Origin of the sequence: Achromobacter spanius, from assembly GCF_003994415.1 — a bacterium.
In the GTDB taxonomy this organism is placed as follows: Bacteria; Pseudomonadota; Gammaproteobacteria; order Burkholderiales; family Burkholderiaceae_B; genus Achromobacter; species Achromobacter spanius_C.
Genome location: NZ_CP034689.1, coordinates 5,679,236 through 5,698,423 on the forward strand (window position 1 = coordinate 5,679,236; position 19,188 = coordinate 5,698,423).

At 63.7% G+C, this 19,188-nt stretch carries 19 protein-coding genes and 1 tRNA gene; 7 read left to right on the forward strand and 13 right to left on the reverse strand.

The genetic code is table 11. From position 1 onward, the window contains the following. Positions 1 to 40 precede the first annotated feature (40 nt). The 5 genes from ELS24_RS31115 (at position 41) to ELS24_RS26040 (ending at position 3,121) form a co-directional block, all read left to right on the forward strand. The gene (locus ELS24_RS31115) at positions 41 to 376 is read left to right on the forward strand and encodes a hypothetical protein (protein WP_205736938.1); all 336 of its coding nucleotides are present in this window, start codon (positions 41 to 43) and stop codon (positions 374 to 376) included. A gap of 48 nt (positions 377 to 424) precedes the next feature. After that, positions 425 to 991 (forward strand): 16S rRNA (guanine(966)-N(2))-methyltransferase RsmD, encoded by a 567-nt coding sequence (gene rsmD / locus ELS24_RS26025; protein WP_050448038.1) that lies wholly within the window; start codon positions 425 to 427, stop codon positions 989 to 991. 58 nt (positions 992 to 1,049) lie between these two features. Further along, a complete protein-coding gene (coaD, locus tag ELS24_RS26030) occupies positions 1,050 to 1,553 on the forward strand; it encodes a pantetheine-phosphate adenylyltransferase (RefSeq protein WP_046807920.1) in 504 nt (167 codons plus the stop codon). A 105-nt stretch (positions 1,554 to 1,658) separates the two neighbouring features. Then, positions 1,659 to 1,910: a YfhL family 4Fe-4S dicluster ferredoxin gene (locus ELS24_RS26035; protein ID WP_006221659.1), complete on the forward strand. Its 252-nt coding sequence runs from the start codon at positions 1,659 to 1,661 to the stop codon at positions 1,908 to 1,910. After that, a complete protein-coding gene (locus ELS24_RS26040) occupies positions 1,907 to 3,121 on the forward strand; it encodes a benzoate/H(+) symporter BenE family transporter (protein WP_127185770.1) in 1,215 nt (404 codons plus the stop codon). The genes ELS24_RS26035 and ELS24_RS26040 overlap by 4 nt, the downstream gene beginning before the upstream one ends. 78 nt (positions 3,122 to 3,199) lie before the next feature. Here the strand turns inward: ELS24_RS26040 and ELS24_RS26045 are convergent, their stop codons facing one another. Further along, positions 3,200 to 3,586: an MOSC N-terminal beta barrel domain-containing protein gene (locus ELS24_RS26045; protein WP_050448040.1), complete on the reverse strand. Its 387-nt coding sequence runs from the start codon at positions 3,584 to 3,586 to the stop codon at positions 3,200 to 3,202. Further along, entirely contained in the window at positions 3,583 to 6,081 is a 2,499-nt protein-coding gene (locus ELS24_RS26050) for an AsmA family protein (RefSeq protein ID WP_050448041.1), read from the reverse strand. Before ELS24_RS26050 ends, ELS24_RS26045 begins: the two co-directional genes overlap by 4 nt. Before the next feature lie 405 nt (positions 6,082 to 6,486). Between ELS24_RS26050 and ELS24_RS26055 the strand changes: the two genes are divergently transcribed. After that, on the forward strand, positions 6,487 to 8,085 hold the full coding sequence (locus ELS24_RS26055; RefSeq protein WP_050448042.1) for an MDR family MFS transporter: 1,599 nt from the start codon (positions 6,487 to 6,489) through the stop codon (positions 8,083 to 8,085). Between the two features lie 3 nt (positions 8,086 to 8,088). Beyond that, positions 8,089 to 8,535, forward strand: a complete 447-nt coding sequence (locus tag ELS24_RS26060) for a MarR family winged helix-turn-helix transcriptional regulator (protein WP_050448043.1) — start codon at positions 8,089 to 8,091, stop codon at positions 8,533 to 8,535. A gap of 20 nt (positions 8,536 to 8,555) precedes the next feature. Here ELS24_RS26060 and ELS24_RS26065 read toward each other — a convergent pair whose 3' ends face one another. The 11 genes from ELS24_RS26065 to betI form a co-directional block, all read right to left on the reverse strand. Further along, on the reverse strand, positions 8,556 to 9,677 hold the full coding sequence (locus tag ELS24_RS26065; protein ID WP_127185771.1) for a Fic family protein: 1,122 nt from the start codon (positions 9,675 to 9,677) through the stop codon (positions 8,556 to 8,558). 68 nt (positions 9,678 to 9,745) lie between these two features. Then, complete coding sequence (gene ychF, locus ELS24_RS26070) at positions 9,746 to 10,837, reverse strand: redox-regulated ATPase YchF (protein ID WP_050448045.1); 1,092 nt, start codon at positions 10,835 to 10,837, stop codon at positions 9,746 to 9,748. Between the two features lie 96 nt (positions 10,838 to 10,933). Continuing rightward, positions 10,934 to 11,722, reverse strand: coding sequence for a CPBP family glutamic-type intramembrane protease (locus ELS24_RS26075; RefSeq protein WP_127185772.1), 789 nt, complete (start codon positions 11,720 to 11,722; stop codon positions 10,934 to 10,936). Continuing rightward, the gene (gene pth / locus ELS24_RS26080; protein ID WP_050448047.1) at positions 11,719 to 12,318 is read right to left on the reverse strand and encodes an aminoacyl-tRNA hydrolase; all 600 of its coding nucleotides are present in this window, start codon (positions 12,316 to 12,318) and stop codon (positions 11,719 to 11,721) included. The genes ELS24_RS26075 and pth overlap by 4 nt, the downstream gene beginning before the upstream one ends. Positions 12,319 to 12,416: 98 nt before the next feature. Next, complete coding sequence (locus ELS24_RS26085) at positions 12,417 to 13,031, reverse strand: 50S ribosomal protein L25/general stress protein Ctc (protein WP_050448048.1); 615 nt, start codon at positions 13,029 to 13,031, stop codon at positions 12,417 to 12,419. A gap of 148 nt (positions 13,032 to 13,179) precedes the next feature. Continuing rightward, entirely contained in the window at positions 13,180 to 14,130 is a 951-nt protein-coding gene (locus ELS24_RS26090) for a ribose-phosphate pyrophosphokinase (protein ID WP_006227587.1), read from the reverse strand. Positions 14,131 to 14,270: 140 nt separating this feature from the next. Further along, a tRNA-Gln gene (locus tag ELS24_RS26095) sits at positions 14,271 to 14,347 on the reverse strand. Position 14,348: 1 nt separating this feature from the next. Beyond that, positions 14,349 to 15,248 carry a 4-(cytidine 5'-diphospho)-2-C-methyl-D-erythritol kinase gene (ispE, locus tag ELS24_RS26100; protein WP_127185773.1) on the reverse strand — a complete coding sequence of 300 codons (900 nt, stop codon included), beginning with the start codon at positions 15,246 to 15,248 and terminating at the stop codon, positions 14,349 to 14,351. A 36-nt stretch (positions 15,249 to 15,284) separates the two neighbouring features. After that, positions 15,285 to 16,958 (reverse strand): choline dehydrogenase, encoded by a 1,674-nt coding sequence (gene betA, locus ELS24_RS26105; protein ID WP_127185774.1) that lies wholly within the window; start codon positions 16,956 to 16,958, stop codon positions 15,285 to 15,287. 78 nt (positions 16,959 to 17,036) lie between these two features. Further along, entirely contained in the window at positions 17,037 to 18,503 is a 1,467-nt protein-coding gene (betB, locus tag ELS24_RS26110) for a betaine-aldehyde dehydrogenase (protein WP_050448050.1), read from the reverse strand. A gap of 17 nt (positions 18,504 to 18,520) precedes the next feature. Then, positions 18,521 to 19,144, reverse strand: coding sequence for a transcriptional regulator BetI (gene betI, locus ELS24_RS26115; RefSeq protein ID WP_127185775.1), 624 nt, complete (start codon positions 19,142 to 19,144; stop codon positions 18,521 to 18,523). Between the last annotated feature and the right edge of the window lie 44 nt (positions 19,145 to 19,188).

Sequence of the window (19,188 nt, forward strand, 5' to 3'; positions counted from 1 at the left end):
CGGTGAAACCACCGGCGCAGGCGCCGCAACAGGCGTCGAATTGGTCGGTACAGCGGTCCGCGTCAAAGTCGGTGGGGTGGTCCGCGTCAGCGTCGGTGCGGCAACCGGCGCTGAAACACTCGGTGCGGCGACCGGTGCAGCAGTCGGCGCGACGGCAGGCGCAGCCGGTGTCACGGTAGGCGCAGCCGGAGAAACCGGCGGTGCAATTGCAGGCGAAACCGGTGCGGCGACAGGGTCCACGGCGGACGCGGGAGCAGGTGCAGACACCGGCTCGGCAAGCTCGGGACGCGGCGCGGGCGGCGGTATTACCGGCGCGGCGGCGGGCTCCGTGGGCGCCACGGCGGCGTCCACGACCTCCGGCGGCGGCACGGGCTGAGCCGGTGCGGCGGGCGGAGGGGATTTTTTCTTGAAGAAGCGGCTAAACATGGGTAACAAGTATATTCGTATCGTCGGGGGCCAATACAGGCGCACCCCCATCGCCGTTCCCGACGTGGAGACGCTGCGCCCCACGCCCGACCGGGTTCGCGAAACGCTGTTCAACTGGTTGAATCATCTTTGGGCCGGCGAGTTCGCCGACAAGCAGGTGCTGGACCTGTTTGCCGGCAGTGGCGCGCTGGGCTTTGAAGCGGCCTCTCGCGGTGTGGCGCATGTGCAGATGGTCGAGCGGGACAAGACCGCCGCGTCCGCGCTGCGGACACTGCGCGACAAGCTCAAAGCCGACATGATACGCATCCATGTGGGCGACGCCATGCAGGTTGCCGAGCGCATGGATGCGTCCCGCTTTGACCTCATCCTATTGGACCCTCCCTTTGGACAGGGTTGGCTGGCGCGCCTCTGGCCCATTCTGCCCGGCATTCTGAACGAGCACGGCCTCGTCTACGTCGAGGCGGAAGCCCCCATCGAAGCCCCGGAAGGATTCCAGATCTTGCGGCAGGACAAGGCAGGTGCGGTCCACTACCACCTGTTGGAATTTGCTGCATTGCGGAAATAGATCAATAATCCGAGCTTCGGAGGATGGTGTACACCACTAATAACGGTACGGAGCTCGCATGATCATCGCTGTATATCCCGGCACTTTCGACCCGCTGACCCGGGGCCACGAAGACCTGGTCCGCCGTGCGGCCACGCTTTTCGACAAGGTCGTGGTGGGCATCGCCCACAGCCGCAACAAGAAGCCTTTTTTCAGCATCGACGAGCGCGTTGAGATCGCCCGCGAAGTGCTGGGCCACTATCCCAACGTGGAAGTGCAAAGCTTTGGCGGCCTGCTGAAGGACTTTGTCCGCGACCAGAACGGGCGCGTCATCGTGCGCGGCCTGCGCGCCGTGTCCGACTTCGAATACGAATTCCAGATGGCCGGCATGAATCGCCATCTGCTGCCCGACGTTGAAACGCTATTCATGACGCCGTCGGACCAATACCAGTTCATTTCGGGCACCATCGTGCGCGAAATCGCCCAACTGGGCGGTGACGTCAGCAAGTTCGTGTTCCCGTCCGTGGAACGCTGGTTGCAGGAAAAAGCCAAGGAGCGCCGCGAGCAATCCTGGCCGGGCTGATCGGCCAGCACGCACCATCCCGAAGGGCGCATCTTGCGCCCTTCTTGCGCTTTGCGGGCCGGCGGTACAATGGCAGCCGCCCCCGGCTTTACACCGCTGCCCACCATGGCCTTGCTCATCACCGAAGAATGCATCAATTGCGACGTTTGCGAGCCCCAGTGCCCGAACGACGCGATCTCCATGGGTGATGACTATTACGTCATCGACCCCGACAAATGCACCGAGTGCGTCGGCCATCACGACGAACCCCAGTGCAAGGTGGTGTGCCCCGTGGAGTGCATTGAACTGCACCCCCAGTGGAACGAAGGCCAGGAACAGCTCATGGCCAAGTACCGCCGCCTGACCGGTGCCGCATGAGCGACGCCACGCAAGGCGGTATCCCCCTTCCCTCGAATTCCCACCACGCGCGCCGCGATGTGTCCGCATCGGCCATCGCCGCAGGCGTGGTGGCCGTGCTGGTCAGCTTTGGCGGCACGGCCGTGCTGATGGTGCAGGCCGGCCACGCGGCAGGGCTGGACGCGGCCCGCATCGGCTCGTGGATCGGCTCGCTTAGCCTGGCTTTTGGGTTTGGCGGCGCGTTCTACAGCTTGCGCACCGGGTTGCCGATCGTCATGGCGTGGTCCACGCCCGGCGCCGCGCTGCTGGTCACGGCACTGGTAGGCGTCCCGTTCAACGAGGCCATCGGCGCCTACATGCTGGCTGCCGGCCTGACGCTGGCCTGTGGCCTGTTTGGCTGGATCGACCCCATCCTGCGCCGCATCCCCGGCGAAATCGCCGCCGCCATGCTGGCCGGCGTGCTGCTCAATTTCGGCATGGGTATCTTCAGCAACGTCGCCCTGCAGCCCGGCCTGGTGCTGGCCATGTGCGCCACTTATCTGTTGTGCCGGCGCTGGGCGCCGCGCTATGCGGTGCTGCTGGTGATGGTGGTGGCCATTGCCCTGGCGTTCGCGCTGGACATGATCCGGCTGGATTTGCTGGACTGGCGCTTGACGGAATTCGTCTGGACCACGCCCACGTTCAGCATGCAGGCGGTGGTCAGCCTGGGCATTCCGCTCTTCGTGGTGGCCATGGCGTCGCAAAACCTGCCCGGCCTGGCGATCCTGCAAGCGGCCGGCTATCGCCCCCCCGCGTCCCGCATCGTGGCCGCCACGGGCTTGTTGGGACTGTTGGCCGCGCCCTTCGGCGCGCACAGCGTCACCATGGGCGCCATCAGCGCCGCCATCTGCACCGGCCCCGAAGCCCATCCCGACCCTGGCAAGCGCTATATCGCCGCCGCCACTTATGGCTTGGGCTACGTGGCCCTGAGCCTGGTGGCGGGCGCCGTGGCCGTCTTCTTCCAGGCCTTGCCCGCCGCCCTGCTGGCCGCGCTGGCGGGCCTGGCATTGTTGGGCACGATCATGGGCGGCATGTCCGCCGCCATGGTCAACCCGCAACGGCGCGAAGCCGCGCTCATCACCTTGTTGGCAACGGCGTCCGGCTTCAGTTTCTGGGGTATCGGGTCAGCCTTCTGGGGCCTGGTGGCGGGCCTGCTGGCCCACGCGGCATTCGAGTTCAAGCGCCGCGTCTAGCCCTATAGCGCTCGGGCTCGGGCTCCGGCGCTAGCGCGAGCCCTGCCCGCGCGGCGGCTAGTCAGGCCGGTCAGTAGGTCAGGCCGGCCAGTTTGTGACCGGCGTGTCGGGGTGCACCTTCATGATGCGGCAGGGCACCTGCACGAAGTTCGAAATCCAGGCCGCGGCCAGTTCGCCTTCGTCGATGACATCTATGGTCTGGTCGCCCACGTTCATGCTGTAGCGCACGCTGTCGTCGTCTTCGATGACGTCCAGCGGAATGTCCATGCGCAGCATGCCGGGCGCTTTCAGCACCAGATAGCCCAGCCGCAATTCCACCGACACATCGGCCAGCTTGGGACACAGCTCGCGATTCAGCCATTGGCCGGAATCATTCGCAATGAGCCATTGACGGTGATAAGCCGCCGCATTGGGCTGGGTAGTGGTGCCGCATTGTGCGATGGGCTGGAACGTATCGGTGCTCATTTCCCTAGCAATCCCTTTAAAGCCTTGTCCACGGCCTCGCCGCCCTTGCCCTTGCCCGTGACGGCCTCGCGCAGCTTGTTTTCCAGGCTGCGCGTGAGGATGCCGCCGATGGCGTCTTTCCACAGCAAGGTGTACGTCGGCTTTTCGAACGGACCCTGTACGTGCACGGGAATGGTCACGTTTTTCAGGTCGATCAATTCCTGGCCTTCGGGGGCAGCCGCCGGGTTGACGACGCGCGCGCGCACCACCACGTCCAGCTCGCTTTTCACGAAGTCGATATTCGCCGGCGAGCCCTGAGTCACGCGCAACAACGGCGACACGATGTTCAAGCGCTTCACCGCCGCCACGCCCTTGGTAAAGGCCAGGTCCGCGTCCATTTCCGAGAATTCAGTCTGCTTGCTGGAGTCGGCCGGCACGGTCTCGTCTTGCGATTCCGGCTTGAACGCCGCCTTCAGCTCGCGCAGCGTCTGCGTCAGGTTGATGCCCTTGACGGCGCCATCACGCAAACGCACTTGCAGACTGCCACCCAGGGCGTTCTTCATGGCGTAGGCATTGGCGCCGGCGGTCTTCAAGTCCAGCGCCAGGCTGCCCGTGCCGCTAAGCATGTTGCGCTTGACCAGGTCCATCAGCAACGGCTCGATGGAGATACCGGCCAGCGACATCTTGGTGGCCAGTTGATTGCCTTGCGCGGCGTCCACCGACATGGCGCCCGCCAGCTTGCCGCCATACAGGCCGGCCGTGAGGCTGGAGATTTCAAGCTTGCCCTTGTCCAGCTTGACCACGGCCGACACCTCATCGGCCTTCAAACCACGCACCACCAGCTTGCCGACCTTCAAGGTGCCATTGACGCTGGGCCCCACCAGGGCAGACAGGTCGATGGTGTCGTCCACGGGCGCGGCCGGGGCCGCCGGCGTGGCGGGCTTGGATTCGTCTTTCTTGCCGTCGGCGGGCGGCTTGGCCGGGGCCGGCACGACGGGCGGCGCCAGCTTGTCCAGGTCCAGCGTATCCACCGCCAGCGCAAACTTCACCACCGGCATTTCGGACAGCTTGGTGATGTCGGCGCTCAGATCGAATTTGCCGCCTTCCAGCACGGCATTGATCTTGCTGGTGGCCTGGTCTTTAAGCAGGTCGACGTTCACGCTGCCGATCACCGGAATCTGCAGGTTGCCCTTGGGCAGGCCGGGGTCGGTAATGTTGACGTCGCCCCGCAGCGCGGACAGGCTGCCGGTGCGCTGCCACAGGTTCAAGCTCAGCGGCGACGCAAAGTTCAGCTTCACGACGCGTTCGCCGTTCTTGGACGTGCTGTCGACTTTGGCTTCCTTGATGTCCAGCTCGGCGGCGTTGCCGCTGATGCCGTTCAAGCCAAAGCTGGCGTCCAGGCCGCTGAGGCGCACGCGTCCGGTCAGGGCTTCGCCCGTCGCCGACGTGGGCGAAATGTTCAGCGCGGGCGCGTCCACCGCAAATTCAAAGGGGCCATCAGCGGATCCGCCCTTGGCGCGCACGGCCAGCTTTTCAATCTGCAGTTGGCTCTTGTGGGGGTCGATGGCCAGCTTGGGCATGGCCACGCTGGCTTCCACATTGGTGGCGCGCGCGGCAGGGTCCGTGATGTCGCCCTGGAACACCACTTCAAGGCCCGCGATATCCAGCGACGACTTCTGTCCGTTGAAAGCCAGGTTGCCGCGCATGGCCAGGCTCTTGGCCTCGGCGCCGGGCAGCTTGCCGTCCATGCGCAAGTCAAGCTTCTGGGCCGCGTAGCGCTTGGCCGACGGGTCCAGCGTCAACAGCGCCTGCCCCGTCAGGTTGGCGTCCACGCGCGGGTTGCCGCCTTCCACGCGGGCCGTCAGGCGCACGTCAAAAGGTTGGTTGAATGTGACGCGTCCGGTGTTGGCGTTGATCTTCGTCACCGCCACGGCCATGCCCGAGATGGCGTCCTGCAACAGCACTTCGCCGTCCTTCAAGTCCAGGCCGGCGATGTCGATCTGCATGTTGTTGCGCGTGGCCGGCAAGGTGCCGCTGGTGATCGCCTGGGCCGCGGTCTGGGCTGCCCCCACCAGCGCTTCTGCCGGATTGGACGGCTCGGTGGTAATGGCCGGTGTGCCGCCCACCAGATTGCTGAAGTTGAACTGGCCGTCCTTGCCGCGCACCACGCGCGCCTTCAGCCCGCTGATGGCCACATGGTCCACCACGAAGCTGTTGGACAGCAAGGGCCACACGGCAACTGCAAGGCGCGTGCTTTCGATGGAGGCGAAGATGTCCGAGCTATTGGGCTCGGACAGCGACACGCCCTGCACAGACAGGCCGATACGCGGAAAAAGCGATAGCTCGATCTCGCCGTCGATCGTCAGGGTACGGTGATAGCGTTCCTGTACAAGCTCTTCCAGCTTGTACTTGTACGCGTTGGGGTCGAATGTCAGCAAGAAGATGGCCAGGCCAACGACGGCCACGACAACCAACACTACCAGGCCTATCAAAATGCGCTTGAACCACGTTTTCATTGCTGCCCCGTCGGTACCTCGACTGGAAATTCTTGGATGCCGCCCACCGCGCGACGCGCGTGGATGGTGCTGTGGCGGCGGAAAAAACCGCGCGCCGGATGGAACTGTCTGCCTTCAGGGCGAGTCCCCGCTCCTGCCGAAAGCTTGCGGCTGCGGCTCAGGAAGGAAGGGTCTACCAAGGAAGGACTGCTGAAGACGCCAGCATGACCAGCGTGCAGATTTCGCTATCGTAACAAATCAGACCGGCTTCGCGAGGCCTTGTCAGACCATGACACCAAAAACGCACTTGCTTGCCAGCCCGAAGCGCCGCGAGGCCGTCCATTCAAGCCCGCGAATCTGACGACTTTCTGTTTGCGGATTGTAGGACTAGAATGATTGATCCATCAATCGTTGATGCATCCAACAATGTCCGCCCCCACCCCAAGTACCCCACATTCGCCCGGCCAGGTGCTGCCGTTCCGGCAAACGCTGCTGGCCATGCTGGGCATGTGCTTCGTCATGATGATGGTCGCCATCGACCAGACGGTCGTGGGCACCGCGCTGCCCACCATCGTGGCCGAGCTCAAGGGCTTTGAACTGTACGCCTGGGTGGCCACGTCCTACCTGCTGACCTCGGTCATCACCGTGCCGATCTTCGGCCGCCTGGGCGACTACTACGGGCGCAAGCCCTTCGTGGTGGCCGCCATCATCCTGTTCACGCTGGCCTCGGCCCTGTGCGGCGCGGCCGACAGCATGCTGTCGCTGGTGCTGGCGCGGGCCTTGCAAGGCATCGGCGGCGGCATGCTGGTGGGCACCGCATTCGCCTCCATCCCCGACCTGTTTCCCGACCCGCACGTGCGCTTGCGCTGGCAGGTGATGCTGAGTTCGGCCTTTGGCATTGCCAACGCCGTCGGCCCCACGCTGGGCGGCGCGCTGACCGAACACTACGGCTGGCGGTCCGTGTTCTATGTGAACCTGCCCATCGGCATCCTGGGCCTGTGGTTCGTGGCGCGTTACCTGCCGCACCTGCGCAACCACACGTCCGGCAAGGTTCGCCTGGACTGGCAAGGCGCCCTGCTGGTCGCGCTGGCGCTGGGCAGCCTGCAACTGCTGGTGGAACTGCTGCCCAAGGAAGGAATAAGCGGCCCCATCGTGCTGCTGGGCCTGGGCAGCATCGCCTCGTTCGTGCTGCTGGTGTGGTGGGAAAAGCGCTGCCCGCACCCCCTCTTGCCGCTGGACATGTTCCGCAACCGCGGCCTGGCCACGCTGTTCACGCTGGCGCTGCTGGTGGGCGTGACGATGTATTCGCTGCTGTTCTACGCGCCCCTGCTGCTGCAAGGCGGCTTTGGCCTGTCGCCGCAAGACGCCGGCATGCTGATCACGCCGATGGTCGTGTTCATTACCGTGGGCAGCATCATCAACGGCCGCATCATCACTCGCATCCGCAACCCCAACCGCATGCTCTACGCGGGCTTTCTGCTGATGGCGCTGGCGTGCCTGGGCATCGTCACCACCCACAGCTACACGTCGCATGTGCTGATTGCCGCCTACATGATGATGGCCGGCCTGGGCATGGGCTTCATCATGCCCAATCTGACGGTGTTCGCGCAGCAGACCGCGGGCCGCACGCACCTGGGCATCGCCACGGCGCTGTTGCAATCGCTGCGCATGATCGGCGGCATGCTGGGCACGGCGGTCGTCGGCACCATGGTCAGCCACAGCTATTTCAGCGGTGTCGAGTCCACGCTGCACGGCGCGTCAGCGCAATGGCTGCCGGAACTGAACGACCCGCAGATGCTGGTCAACCCGGCGGCGCAGACGCAGTTCCTGGCACAATTGGCGCATCAAGGCCAGGACGGTACGTCGTTGATCGAGATTGCGCGAGTCGCGCTGGTGGGCGCCATCCATGAAGGCCAGCTCATCGCGCTGGCCGTCGCCATCTTCGCACTCTGGTGCGTGCGGCGCGTGCCACTGGTGCAATTGGCCCGCCCAAGCAAGGCGGAGCCCGCTGGCGTCGGAGAATAGCTTTTGCCCAGACAACAACAAGGCCTGCAAGTCATCCAGCACATGGGGCAGACATACCGCGTCATGCAAAGCGCATTCAGCAGCAAGGTAGGCCACGCCCTGCCCCGCTGGCGCATCCTGCTGGCGCTGCATGAAAACGGACAGTGTTCGCAGAAGCATCTGGCTGAGCGCTGCCGGCTGGATCCCGCGTCATTGACCCGGCAATTGCAGGCGATGGAAAAAATGGGCTGGATCGCGCGCGCGGTGGATGATCAGGACAACCGACTGACGAATGCCACGCTGACGGCTGCCGGGCAGGCGGTGGTGAATGAAGCGCTGCCTAAACGGGCGGCGTTTTTTGAAGAGGCGTTGAAAGGGTTGTCAGCGGCGGATGTGGATACGCTGAACCGGGTGCTGAGCGTGCTGGAGGCGAATTTTTTACGGGCGGCGGGGGATAAGGCGGGGGGGTGATAAGGCGCGCGGAACCCGGGTCAGTCAGGCTTCAATTCGTAGCTGGTGCTGCGGCCACCAGCCCCCGAGCGTTGCAACACACCAAGATCAACCAGTTCGGAAATGTCGCGCAGCGCGGTATCGCTAGAACACTTCGCAAGAGCCGCCCACTTGCTGCTGGTCAGCTTGCCTTCAAAGCCGTCGAGCAAACGGTTCAACACCTTCACTTGCCGCTCGTTTAATGCGGCGCCGGACACACGGTTCCAGAACCGTGCTTTGCCCAGCACCGTATCCAGCGTGTGATGTGCCTGTCGCACCGCCTCATCCAGCATCTGCACAAACCACAATAGCCACGCCGTCACGTCCAGCGTGCCCTTCTGCGTGCGCTCAAGGATGTCGTAATAGGCATTGCGCTGACGCTGAATCTGCGCGGATAGGCTGTAGAAACGCCGCGGACTGCCATCGGCGCGGGCCAAGAGCAAGTCGCCGATCGCTCGGGCGATACGGCCATTGCCATCATCAAAGGGGTGCAAGGTCACAAACCACAGATGCCCCAGTCCGGCGCGGATCAAAGCGGGCTCCGACGCCCGTGGCGCATTCACCCAGTCCAGAAAGCGCATCATTTCCGCCGGCAGGCCATCTGCGGCGGGAGCTTCGAAATGAACCTTATGGCGCCCGACGTGACCCGACACCACCTGCATCGGCCCTTGGGCGTCATCCCGCCATCCGCCAGTGATGATCTTGCCGAGGCCCGAGTAGCCAGTGGGAAACAGCGCGGCATGCCAACCGAACAAGCGCTCAGCCGTCAGCGGCTGGCTGCTGTTGCCGCTGGCATCAAGCACCATGTCCACCACGCCTTCCACATTGCGGTCGACTGGCGCCAAGGCACCGATATCAACACCAAGACGGCGAGCAATGGACGAGCGGACCGAGGCTGCGTTGAGGAGCTCACCCTCGATCTCGCTAGTCTTGAGCACGTCATCCGTCAGCGCGGCCAGGCTGGCTTGCCCTTGTAAGCCAAGGCCGACGTCGGCAAGCCGCCCCAGCAACATGCCCTGCGCGCGGCTGACTTGCGCCAAGGGCTCGGCGAGAACAGCCAAGTCGTAGCGCCAGTTCGGCCAGTCGGGGGCCTGCCAGATATAAAGATAATCGCCGCAGTTCATGCGGCGATTATCGGGGCTATTCGCCGCAGCGGCAAGAGGTTCGCTGCGGGGGGAAATGAGCAAGGACGTCAGACGTTAAACAAGAAATTCATCACATCCCCATCCTGCACGATGTATTCCTTGCCTTCGGCGCGCATCTTGCCGGCTTCCTTGGCGCCTTGCTCGCCCTTGTACGTGATGAAGTCTTCGTAGGCGATTGTTTGCGCGCGGATGAAGCCGCGTTCGAAGTCGGTGTGGATCACGCCGGCCGCTTGCGGGGCGGTGGCGCCGATGGGCACCGTCCAGGCGCGCACTTCCTTCACGCCTGCCGTGAAGTAGGTTTGCAGGCCCAGCAGCTTGAAGGCGGCGCGGATCAGGCGGTTCAGGCCCGGTTCTTCCATGCCCATGTCGGACAGGAACGCCTGGCGGTCGGCGTCATCGAGGTCGACGATTTCGGATTCGATGGCGGCGCAGATGGCGACGACCGGCGCGTTGCGCGCGGCGGCGAATTCGGTCAGGCGGTCAAGCAGCGGGTTGTTGGTGAAACCGTCGTCGGCCACGTTGCCCACGTACATCGCGCGCTTGGCGGTGATGAAGCACAGTTGGGCGATGTCGGCGTGTTCTTCCGGGCTGAGGTCCAGCGCGCGGATGGGCTTGGCTTCGTTCAGTTGGGCCACGCACTTTTCCAGCACGGCCACGATGCGCTGCGATTCCTTGTCGCCGGAACGCGCGGTCTTCTGATGACGCTGCAGCGCTTTTTCAGCGGTTTGCATGTCGGCCAGCGCCAGTTCGGTTTCGATGACTTCGATGTCGGCGATGGGGTCGATCTTGCCGGCCACGTGGATCACGTTGGGGTCTTCGAAGCAGCGCACCACGTTGACGATGGCGTCGGTTTCGCGGATGTGCGACAGGAACTGGTTGCCCAGGCCTTCGCCCTTGCTTGCACCAGCCACCAGGCCCGCGATGTCCACGAATTCGACGGTGGCGGACAGGATGCGCTCGGGCTTGACGATTTCAGCCAGCTTTTGCAGACGCGGATCCGGCACTTCGACCACACCGACGTTGGGCTCGATGGTGCAGAACGGATAGTTCTCGGCGGCGATGCCGGCGCGGGTCAGAGCGTTGAAAAGAGTCGATTTGCCAACGTTGGGCAGGCCGACGATGCCGCATTGCAGAGCCATGGGAATCCTGTGTAAGTACGGTAGTGATCGTTAACGTTCTAGTTTACCCCGGGCGCGCCCTGGGGCACCTTCATCAAGGCCGGCGATACGGCCCCGCTATTTGACGACGGACGGCGCCCAGCGCATGACGGCCCAGATCATCAAAATGGGGCCGGCGTTGAACGTGGCGTGCAGCAGGATGGCCGCGCCGATGCCGCGTCGCACGCGCATCCAGCCCAGCACCAGCCCCGTCAGCCATTGCGGCAGCACCAGCAGCGGCATCAGCCAGTACGGCGTCTTGCTATAGACGAAGTTGGTCAGGTGGACCGCGGCAAACGTCAGCGCGACCAGATGGAACACCAGGCCGAAGTGCTTCAGGTAGTAGCGCCGCCATGTCGTGTCCCAGCCTGACAGCATCGTCGCGCGGGGACGCACGCCCCAACAGGCCAGCAGCATAAAAGCGGCCAGCAGCAGTCCCGTCCACAGTTGCGGGCCATACAGGACCACGGGCATCAATGCGGGCACCAACCAAAGCGCCTGCAAGGGCCGGCGCAAACCGTAGCGAAACAGCATTTCTTCAACGAGCGGCGCCCAGATAACCGCCGTCAGCCACGGCAGGTTGGCCGGATCGATGCGGTGGGTGGCGCCGCCCAAGCCAGCAGCCATCACAGCCACGGGGCCCAGCGCAAAAAGATTCAACGCCCACAGCAGCCCGGCCCAGGCCAACAGGCGTCCGGGGCGAATGCCCGGCCACCAATCAGCCAGAAACCCATTACCCACACGCCCCGCCGCACGCCCCGACACGCGCGACACTGGACGCGGGTGACGGATATAGCGCCAGAAGTCCGCGACTTCTGATCGAAAGCGGGTTTTGCCGACGGGGGTGGACTGCGCGGGGTTGTTCATCCGGCAACGTTGCCACTATGCAATTGGCGCGTGGCCAGCGGAAAATCGCCCGCCAGCATCGCCGGCACCACGGCGCGGCAGCGGTCGATGACGGCATCGATTTCTTTCTGCTCATCGCGACGCGGCGGATGCAGCACAAAGTCCGCCACCTGCTGGGCCAGGCCCAGCGTGCGCGGGTGGCCGATACCGATGCGCAAGCGCCAGAAGTTCGGGCTGCCCAGCACCGCCTGAATGTCCTTCAAGCCGTTATGCCCCGCATGGCCACCGCCCTGCTTGAGCTTGACCTGTCCGGGCAGCAGATCCAGTTCGTCATGCAAGACCAGCACCTGTTCGGGCGCCAGCTTGTAGAAGCGCGCCAAGGCGCCGACGGCCTGGCCGGATTTATTCATATAGGTGATGGGCTTGAGCAACAGCACGTTGTCCGCACCCAGGCGCGACTTGGCGACCATGCCGAAAAAAGATTTCTCAAGCGCAAAAGAAGTGCGCAGATCGTCCGCCAGATGGTCGGCCAGCCAGAAGCCGGCGTTGTGCCGTGTGGTTTCGTAGTCGGGACCGGGGTTACCCAATCCCACAATGAGGCGTATGGGAATAGACATGATGGAGGGTGTTTAAACCAAAAAACCCTGCGCATGCAAATGCACACGCAGGGTTTCGGGCACAAGCCGCGGAAAGCCCGAAGGCTTTCCAAGAAGGCTTAGGCAGCCGGAGCAGCTTCTTCGGCGTCGTCGGCAGCGGCGGCACCGCCGCCCTTGACGATGGCGGCAGCCAGCAGCGGGTTGTCTTCACCGCCGTGGGGCACGTAGGTGACGCCCATGGGCAGCTTGATGTCGGCCAGGTGGATCGAAGCGCCAGCCAGGGTGTTGGACAGGTCGATTTCGATGAACTGGGGCAGAGCCTTCGGCAGGCAGGTGATTTCCAGTTCGGTCGTCACGTGGCTGATGATGGCGCCGGCCAGCTTCACAGCGGGCGAGATTTCGGCGTTGACAAAGTGCAGCGGCACCTTGGTACGCAGAGCCTGGTTGGCGTCCACGCGCTGGAAGTCCACGTGCAGGACTTGCGGCTTGTAGGCGTGCCATTGAACCGAACGCAACAACACTTGCTCATCCTTCGAGCCTTCGAGCTGCATTTGCAGGATCGATGCGTGGAATTCTTCCTTACGCAGGGCGTGATAGATCTCGTTGTGGTCGAGTTCGATGTTCAGGGGGGCAGCCGTACCACCATAGACAATGGCGGGAACGCGGCCCGCGCGGCGCAGGCGGCGGCTCGCACTCGAACCCTGGACGCTACGCGCAGTGGCGATGAATTTCATGGAAAACTCCAAAAACAAAATAAGGTGAAGAGGCTTCACCAGTTAACGGCACGGCGCGCAACATGCGCGCCGTGTTGATTGCGCCTTGCCGCGACCAGCAAGGTGCAAAAACTAAAAGTAGGCTGTGGCCTGACCGACGCGAAGCGCGTCAGTCGACGAACAGCGAGCTGACCGATTCCGCGTTCGAGATACGCAGGATGGTCTCGCCCAGCAGCGCGGCGCACGACAGCTGGCGGATCTTGCCGCTGGCCTGGCCTTGCTCGGAGAGCGGGATGGTGTCGGTGACGACCAGTTCGTCCAGTTCCGACGCTTCAATGCGATCAATGGCGCCGCCCGACAGCACGGGGTGCGTGCAATAGGCGTAAACGGCGCCGGCGCCGCGGTCTTTCAGGGCCTGGGCCGCCTTGCACAGCGTGCCGGCGGTGTCGACCATGTCGTCCATGATGATGCAGGTGCGGCCGTCGACTTCACCGATGATGTTCATCACTTCCGACACGTTGGCGCGCGGACGGCGCTTGTCGATGATGGCCAGGTCGGCTTCCAGTTGCTTGGCCAGGGCTCGGGCACGAACCACGCCGCCGATGTCCGGGGACACCACGACCAGGTTCGAGAAATTGCGGCGCCAGATGTCGCCCAGCAAGATCGGACCGGCGTAGATGTTGTCCACGGGGATGTCGAAGAAACCCTGGATCTGGTCAGCGTGCAGGTCCATCGTCAGGACGCGGTCAACGCCAGCCACTTGCAGCATGTTGGCCACAACCTTGGCCGAGATGGCGACGCGCGCCGAGCGCGGGCGGCGGTCTTGGCGGGCGTAGCCGAAGTACGGAATCGCGGCGGTGATGCGGCCGGCCGACGCGCGGCGCAGGGCATCAACCATGACCATGATTTCCATCAGGTTGTCATTGGTGGGCGCACAGGTGGGCTGCAGAACGAAGACGTCCTTGCCACGCACGTTCTCGTTGATTTCGACCATCACCTCGCCGTCTGAGAAGCGACCGACGGTCATCTTGCCCAGGGACATATCGAGGTGGTTGACTACGTCCACGGCCAGCCGAGTGTTGGCCGTGCCCGTGAAGATCATGAAGCTATCGTTTGCCATGATGGATGATGCGATGGTCGTTGTAAGACACTAACGAGTGATGCGGGGTGAAAACACCAGCGGATCCGGAAAATAAAAAAGCTGCTGAACCCGGGCCAGTGTCTTACAGGCGTGTTCAACAGCTTTTTTATGTATTCGGTTGGCTGGGGAGGAAGGATTCGAACCTTCGCATGCCGGAATCAAAATCCGGTGCCTTAACCAGCTTGGCGACTCCCCAACTATCTTGCAATCCAATTCCGCAACGGGTGTTCAGTTAAACCAGTACAAGCCTGCACTAACCGAAACCGTGGATGCGTTGTGCTGTTTGTTTTAACAGCGCCGCGCATTATAGCGGATATTTCTGCTTTCGCCAAAACGGCTTCGGAAAGTTCTGAGAATTCGGCGAATAAACACGCGCCTGATCCCGACATGCGTACAGGGTAACCCTGTTCTGCAAGCCACCGCGATGCCCTGAAAACTTCAGGATAAAGACGGTGAACCACCGGCTCCAAGTCGTTTTTCCCGAAGGAAAAAGTTGGCGAAGCAAGAAAGTCCGCTATTGTGATGTAAGAAGAATCCCTTGTCAAATCGGGCGCTGAAAATATTCCAACAGTCGGTACGCTGGTGTCCGGCTGCGCCACCAGGTAAGCGCGTTCGGGCAGCGTCACGGCGGTGAGCGCTTCGCCCACGCCCTCCGCGAAGGCCGATTGCCCGAACACGAATACCGGCACGTCGGCGCCCAAAGGCAAAGCCAGGTCCATGAGTTCGCGCCGCGTCAGCCCCGTGTTCCACAGTTTGTTCAACGCGATCAGCACAGTAGCCGCATCGCTGGAACCGCCACCCAACCCGCCGCCCTGCGGGATGCGCTTTTCAAGACCGATCTGCACGCCCTGGCGCGTGCCGGTGGCTTGCTGCAAGGCACGCGCGGCGCGCAAGGTCAGGTCATCGGCTTCGGACACGCCGGCAAGCTCGGTGGCCCGGCTGATGACGCCATCGTCGCGCGCATCGAAATGCAGCGTATCGCACAGGTCAATGAAGCGGAAGACCGTTTGCAGCAAGTGGTAGCCGTCGGCGCGGCGGCCCACCACATGCAGGAACAGATTCAGCTTGGCGGGAGCGGGTACGTCGTACAGAGTCACAGAGGGCAGCCGATGCGTGCGGGACAAGCCCACATTCTAGCCACGCGCCGGACCTTGCGCCGTGTAGTAAGGCACCTCGGCGCGCGCAAGCGGCGTGCGGCCGCGAAGGTGGTCGGCGATTTTCTCAGCCATCATGATGACCGGGGCGTTCAGGTTGCCCGTGACGATGTCCGGCATGATCGATGCGTCGATCACGCGCAAGGCCTCCAGCCCATGCACGCGGCCGTAGCCATCCACCACCGCCATCGGGTCGGACGCCACGCCCATCTTGTTCGAGCATGATGGGTGATACGCGGTTTCCGCTTGCGCGCGCACGAAGGCATCCAGTTCTGCGTCGGTCTTATATGCGGCGCCGGGCGAGATCTCGCGGCCGGCGTATTGCGCCAGGGCGGGCTGCGCGAACAGCTCGCGCGTGATGCGCAGCGCCGCGCGGAACTCACGCCAGTCCTGCGCATCGGACATGTAGTTGAAGAGGATGCTGGGATGATCGCGCGGCGAACGCGAACGAATGCGTACGCGCCCCCGGCTGGGCGATCGCATGGAACCCACATGCATCTGAAAGCCATGCACCTTGATGGGGTTGGACCCGTTGTAGTTGATGGCAATCGGCAGAAAGTGATATTGCAGATTCGGCCATTTGAAATCGTCATGGCTGCGGATGAAGCCACCCGCTTCAAACTGATTGCTGGCGCCGATTCCCGTGCCCATGAACAACCACTGCGCGCCAATCGCGGCTTGATTGTGCAGTTTCAGCGACGGAGCCAACGACACGGGTTGCTTGCATTCGTATTGCACGTATAGCTCCAGGTGATCTTGCAGGTTCTCGCCCACGCCGGGCAGCTCGTGCTGCACGTCGATACTCAGGCCGCGCAGCACTGAACCCGCACCCACACCGGAACGCTGCAAGATCTGCGGTGATGCGATGGCGCCCGCGCACAACAGCACTTCGCGCAGCGCGTAGCTGCGGTGATGCTGACCGTGCTGTTCCCACGCCACCCCTTCTGCGCGCTTGCCAGAAAACAGAATCACATCAGTCCAGGCCCGCGTGACGATCGTCAGGTTGGCGCGTGCGCGCGCCTGGTCCAGATAGCCGCGCGCCGTGCTGGCGCGCCGACCGCGAGGCGTCACCGTGCGGTCCATCGGCCCGAAGCCTTCCTGGCGATAGCCGTTCATATCTGGCGTTTGCGCATATCCCGCCTGCTCGCCCGCCGCCACCATGGCGGCAAACAGCGGGTTGTTGCCGGCCTTGGGGGTAGTGACGCTGACCGGCCCCGAGCCACCGTGATAGTCACACGCGCCCACGTCGCGGCTTTCGGCCTTCTTGAAGTACGGCAGGCAAGACAGGTAATCCCAATGCGCCAGGCCATCGATGCGCGCCCAATGGTCGTAGTCCAGGGCATTGCCGCGCACGTAGCACATGCCGTTGATCAGCGACGACCCGCCCAGCCCCTTGCCGCGCCCACAATCCAGGCGACGGCCATTCAGATGCGGCTCCGGATCTGTCTTGTAGCCCCAGTTGTAGCGCCTGCCCTGCAAGGGCATGGCCAGCGCGGCCGGCATCTGCGTGCGGAAGTCCAGCCGGTGATCTTGCCCACCCGCTTCCAGCAGCAGCACGGTCGTGCCTGCGTCCTCGGTCAGCCGCGCGGCCAGCGTGTTGCCCGCCGATCCCGCGCCGATGATGATGTAGTCGTACTCGCGCTTGATGGACATCGTCTTCCCCCCGAACACGTACAGAAATCGGGCTGCCCGCCAGCGCGGCGGGCGCCCGTCGCCGAATCGTCAGTACGATCAGAACACCGACGCGAAAGGGCCGAGTTCGACCTGCACGGATTTTGTCTGCGTGTATTGGGCCAGCGCATCCATGCCGTTTTCGCGTCCAAGGCCAGATTGCTTGTAGCCGCCCACCGGCATCTGCGCGGGCGATTCACCCCAGGTGTTGACCCAACAAATGCCCGCCTGCAAGCGATGCGCAACGCGATGCGCGGCGGCCAGGTCGCGGCTGACCACGCCCGCGGCCAGGCCGTAGCGGCTGTCATTGGCGCGCTGCACCGCTTCGTCTTCGGTATCGAACGCCAGGATGCTCATGACGGGGCCGAAGATCTCTTCCTGCACGATCTCCATGCGGTCTTCGCAATCTGAAAACACCGTGGGCGCCACATAAGAGCCCTTGCCCAACGCACCGTCTGTCAGCCGCACGCCGCCCGCCAGCAAGGTGGCTCCCTCGCGCTTGCCGATTTCTATCCAGCTCAACACGTGGTCCATGTGCGCCGCGCTGACCAGCGGCCCGAAGTTCGTGCGCGGATCGAAGGGGTCGCCAATGCGGATGCGCGCCACCCGTTCCAGCACGGCAGCCTCAAACGCCGCCTTGTGCGATCGGTGCACGAACACGCGCGTGCCATTGGTGCATACCTGGCCCGAGCTGAAGAAGTTGGCCATAACGGCGATGTCTGCCGCGCGTTCAAGGCAGGCATCGGGCAGCACGATCAACGCCGATTTTCCGCCGAGTTCCAGCGTGACGCTTTTGAGCGTTGCCGCCGCCACGCCCATCACTTGTTTGCCGGTTTCCACGCCCCCAGTGAACGACACCTTCGCCACGCCGGGGTGGCCGGTCAGCCAATCGCCGATTTCACGGCCGCTGCCCAGCACCACGTTGAATACGCCGTTGGGCACGCCTGCCTGGGTGTAGATCTCGGCCAGCCGCAACGCCGTCAAGGGGGTGATCTCGGCGGGCTTGAACACCATGGCGTTGCCGGTGGCCAAGGCCGCGGCCGATTTCCACATGGCAATCTGGACGGGATAGTTCCACGCGCCGATGCCCGCAATCACGCCCAGCGGTTCGCGGCGCGTGTAGAAGAAGCTGGATTCGCGCAGCGGCACTTGCACGCCCTCCACGGCCGCGGCCAGCCCCGCGTAATACTCGATGACGTCCACGCCGGTGGCGATGTCGACGGTACGGGTTTCGGACAGCGGCTTGCCGGTATCCAGCGTTTCAAGTTCGGCCAATTCGTCGTTACGTTCGCGCAGCATCTGCGCCGCCTTCAGCAGCACGCGCCCGCGCTCGGCGGGGGTGCGCGCCGCCCATACCTTCTGCCCTTCCTGCGCGCTGGCCACGGCGCGGTCGATGTCCTGCCGAGCGGCCACCTGCACTTCGGCCAGCACCGCGCCGTTGGCGGGGTTTACCGTGGTGATGGTCTTGCTGCTGATGGCGTTGGTGCGCCGGCCATGGATGTAGAGTTGCTGGATAGGCAAAGGCATGGGAGTCCGTCCTATTGTCAAAGTGAGGGCGGGCCCAAGGCCGGTTCGCCCTTGAATTGGCTGCGGTCAAGCAGCAGGTCCACATAGTCGTAGGCAATGTCACGCGCCTTGTCGCCGGCAAAATCCGCGCCCTGCAGGCTGCCCCGCAGCCACAGGCCGTCGATCAGGGCGGCAAGGCCACGCGCGGCGTCTCGCGCTTGCGCCTGCGGCATCACGCGCCGGAACTGGCAGCACAGGTTGGAATGCAGACGGCGGTCGTTGGCGCGTTGCAACCGGCGCAGGCGCGGCTGGTGCATGCTGGCCGCCCAGAACGTCAGCCACGCGCGCATGGCGCTGCCCGACACCTGGGTGGGCACGAAGTTGCCGTTGATGATGGCGCGCAACTGGGCGCGCGCTGCGGCCGGCGCATCAAGACGCGCGCGCGAGACGGAATCTCGCAGGTTGCGCAGCAATTCCCGCATGGTGGCTTCCAGCAGACCGTCCTTGTCGCCAAAGTAATGGCTGATGATGCCGGTGGACAATTTGGCCGCGCGGGCGATATGGGCGATGGAGCTTTCCGCCAACCCGACCTGATCGATGGATTCAAGCGTGGCTTGGATGAGTTGATTGCAGCGGATGGGCTGCATTCCGACTTTTGGCATGATGAATGCGGTTCCTGGGCGAGCAAGCGCTGGCAAGGGCGGGG

Bases quoted from the DNA above. Each gene is read 5' to 3' on its own strand.
- betI (WP_127185775.1), bottom strand. From the start codon at position 19,144: ATGCCAAAAGTCGGAATGCAGCCCATCCGCTGCAATCAACTCATCCAA.
- ELS24_RS26035 (WP_006221659.1), top strand. From the start codon at position 1,659: ATGGCCTTGCTCATCACCGAAGAATGCATCAATTGCGACGTTTGCGAG.
- ELS24_RS26040 (WP_127185770.1), top strand. From the start codon at position 1,907: ATGAGCGACGCCACGCAAGGCGGTATCCCCCTTCCCTCGAATTCCCAC.
- ELS24_RS26050 (WP_050448041.1), bottom strand. From the start codon at position 6,081: ATGAAAACGTGGTTCAAGCGCATTTTGATAGGCCTGGTAGTGTTGGTT.
- betA (WP_127185774.1), bottom strand. From the start codon at position 16,958: ATGTCCATCAAGCGCGAGTACGACTACATCATCATCGGCGCGGGATCG.
- ELS24_RS26045 (WP_050448040.1), bottom strand. From the start codon at position 3,586: ATGAGCACCGATACGTTCCAGCCCATCGCACAATGCGGCACCACTACC.
- ELS24_RS26090 (WP_006227587.1), bottom strand. From the start codon at position 14,130: ATGGCAAACGATAGCTTCATGATCTTCACGGGCACGGCCAACACTCGG.
- ychF (WP_050448045.1), bottom strand. From the start codon at position 10,837: ATGGCTCTGCAATGCGGCATCGTCGGCCTGCCCAACGTTGGCAAATCG.
- ELS24_RS26085 (WP_050448048.1), bottom strand. From the start codon at position 13,031: ATGAAATTCATCGCCACTGCGCGTAGCGTCCAGGGTTCGAGTGCGAGC.
- rsmD (WP_050448038.1), top strand. From the start codon at position 425: ATGGGTAACAAGTATATTCGTATCGTCGGGGGCCAATACAGGCGCACC.
- pth (WP_050448047.1), bottom strand. From the start codon at position 12,318: ATGTCTATTCCCATACGCCTCATTGTGGGATTGGGTAACCCCGGTCCC.
- betB (WP_050448050.1), bottom strand. From the start codon at position 18,503: ATGCCTTTGCCTATCCAGCAACTCTACATCCATGGCCGGCGCACCAAC.
- ELS24_RS26055 (WP_050448042.1), top strand. From the start codon at position 6,487: ATGTCCGCCCCCACCCCAAGTACCCCACATTCGCCCGGCCAGGTGCTG.
- ELS24_RS26065 (WP_127185771.1), bottom strand. From the start codon at position 9,677: ATGAACTGCGGCGATTATCTTTATATCTGGCAGGCCCCCGACTGGCCG.
- ELS24_RS26075 (WP_127185772.1), bottom strand. From the start codon at position 11,722: ATGAACAACCCCGCGCAGTCCACCCCCGTCGGCAAAACCCGCTTTCGA.
- coaD (WP_046807920.1), top strand. From the start codon at position 1,050: ATGATCATCGCTGTATATCCCGGCACTTTCGACCCGCTGACCCGGGGC.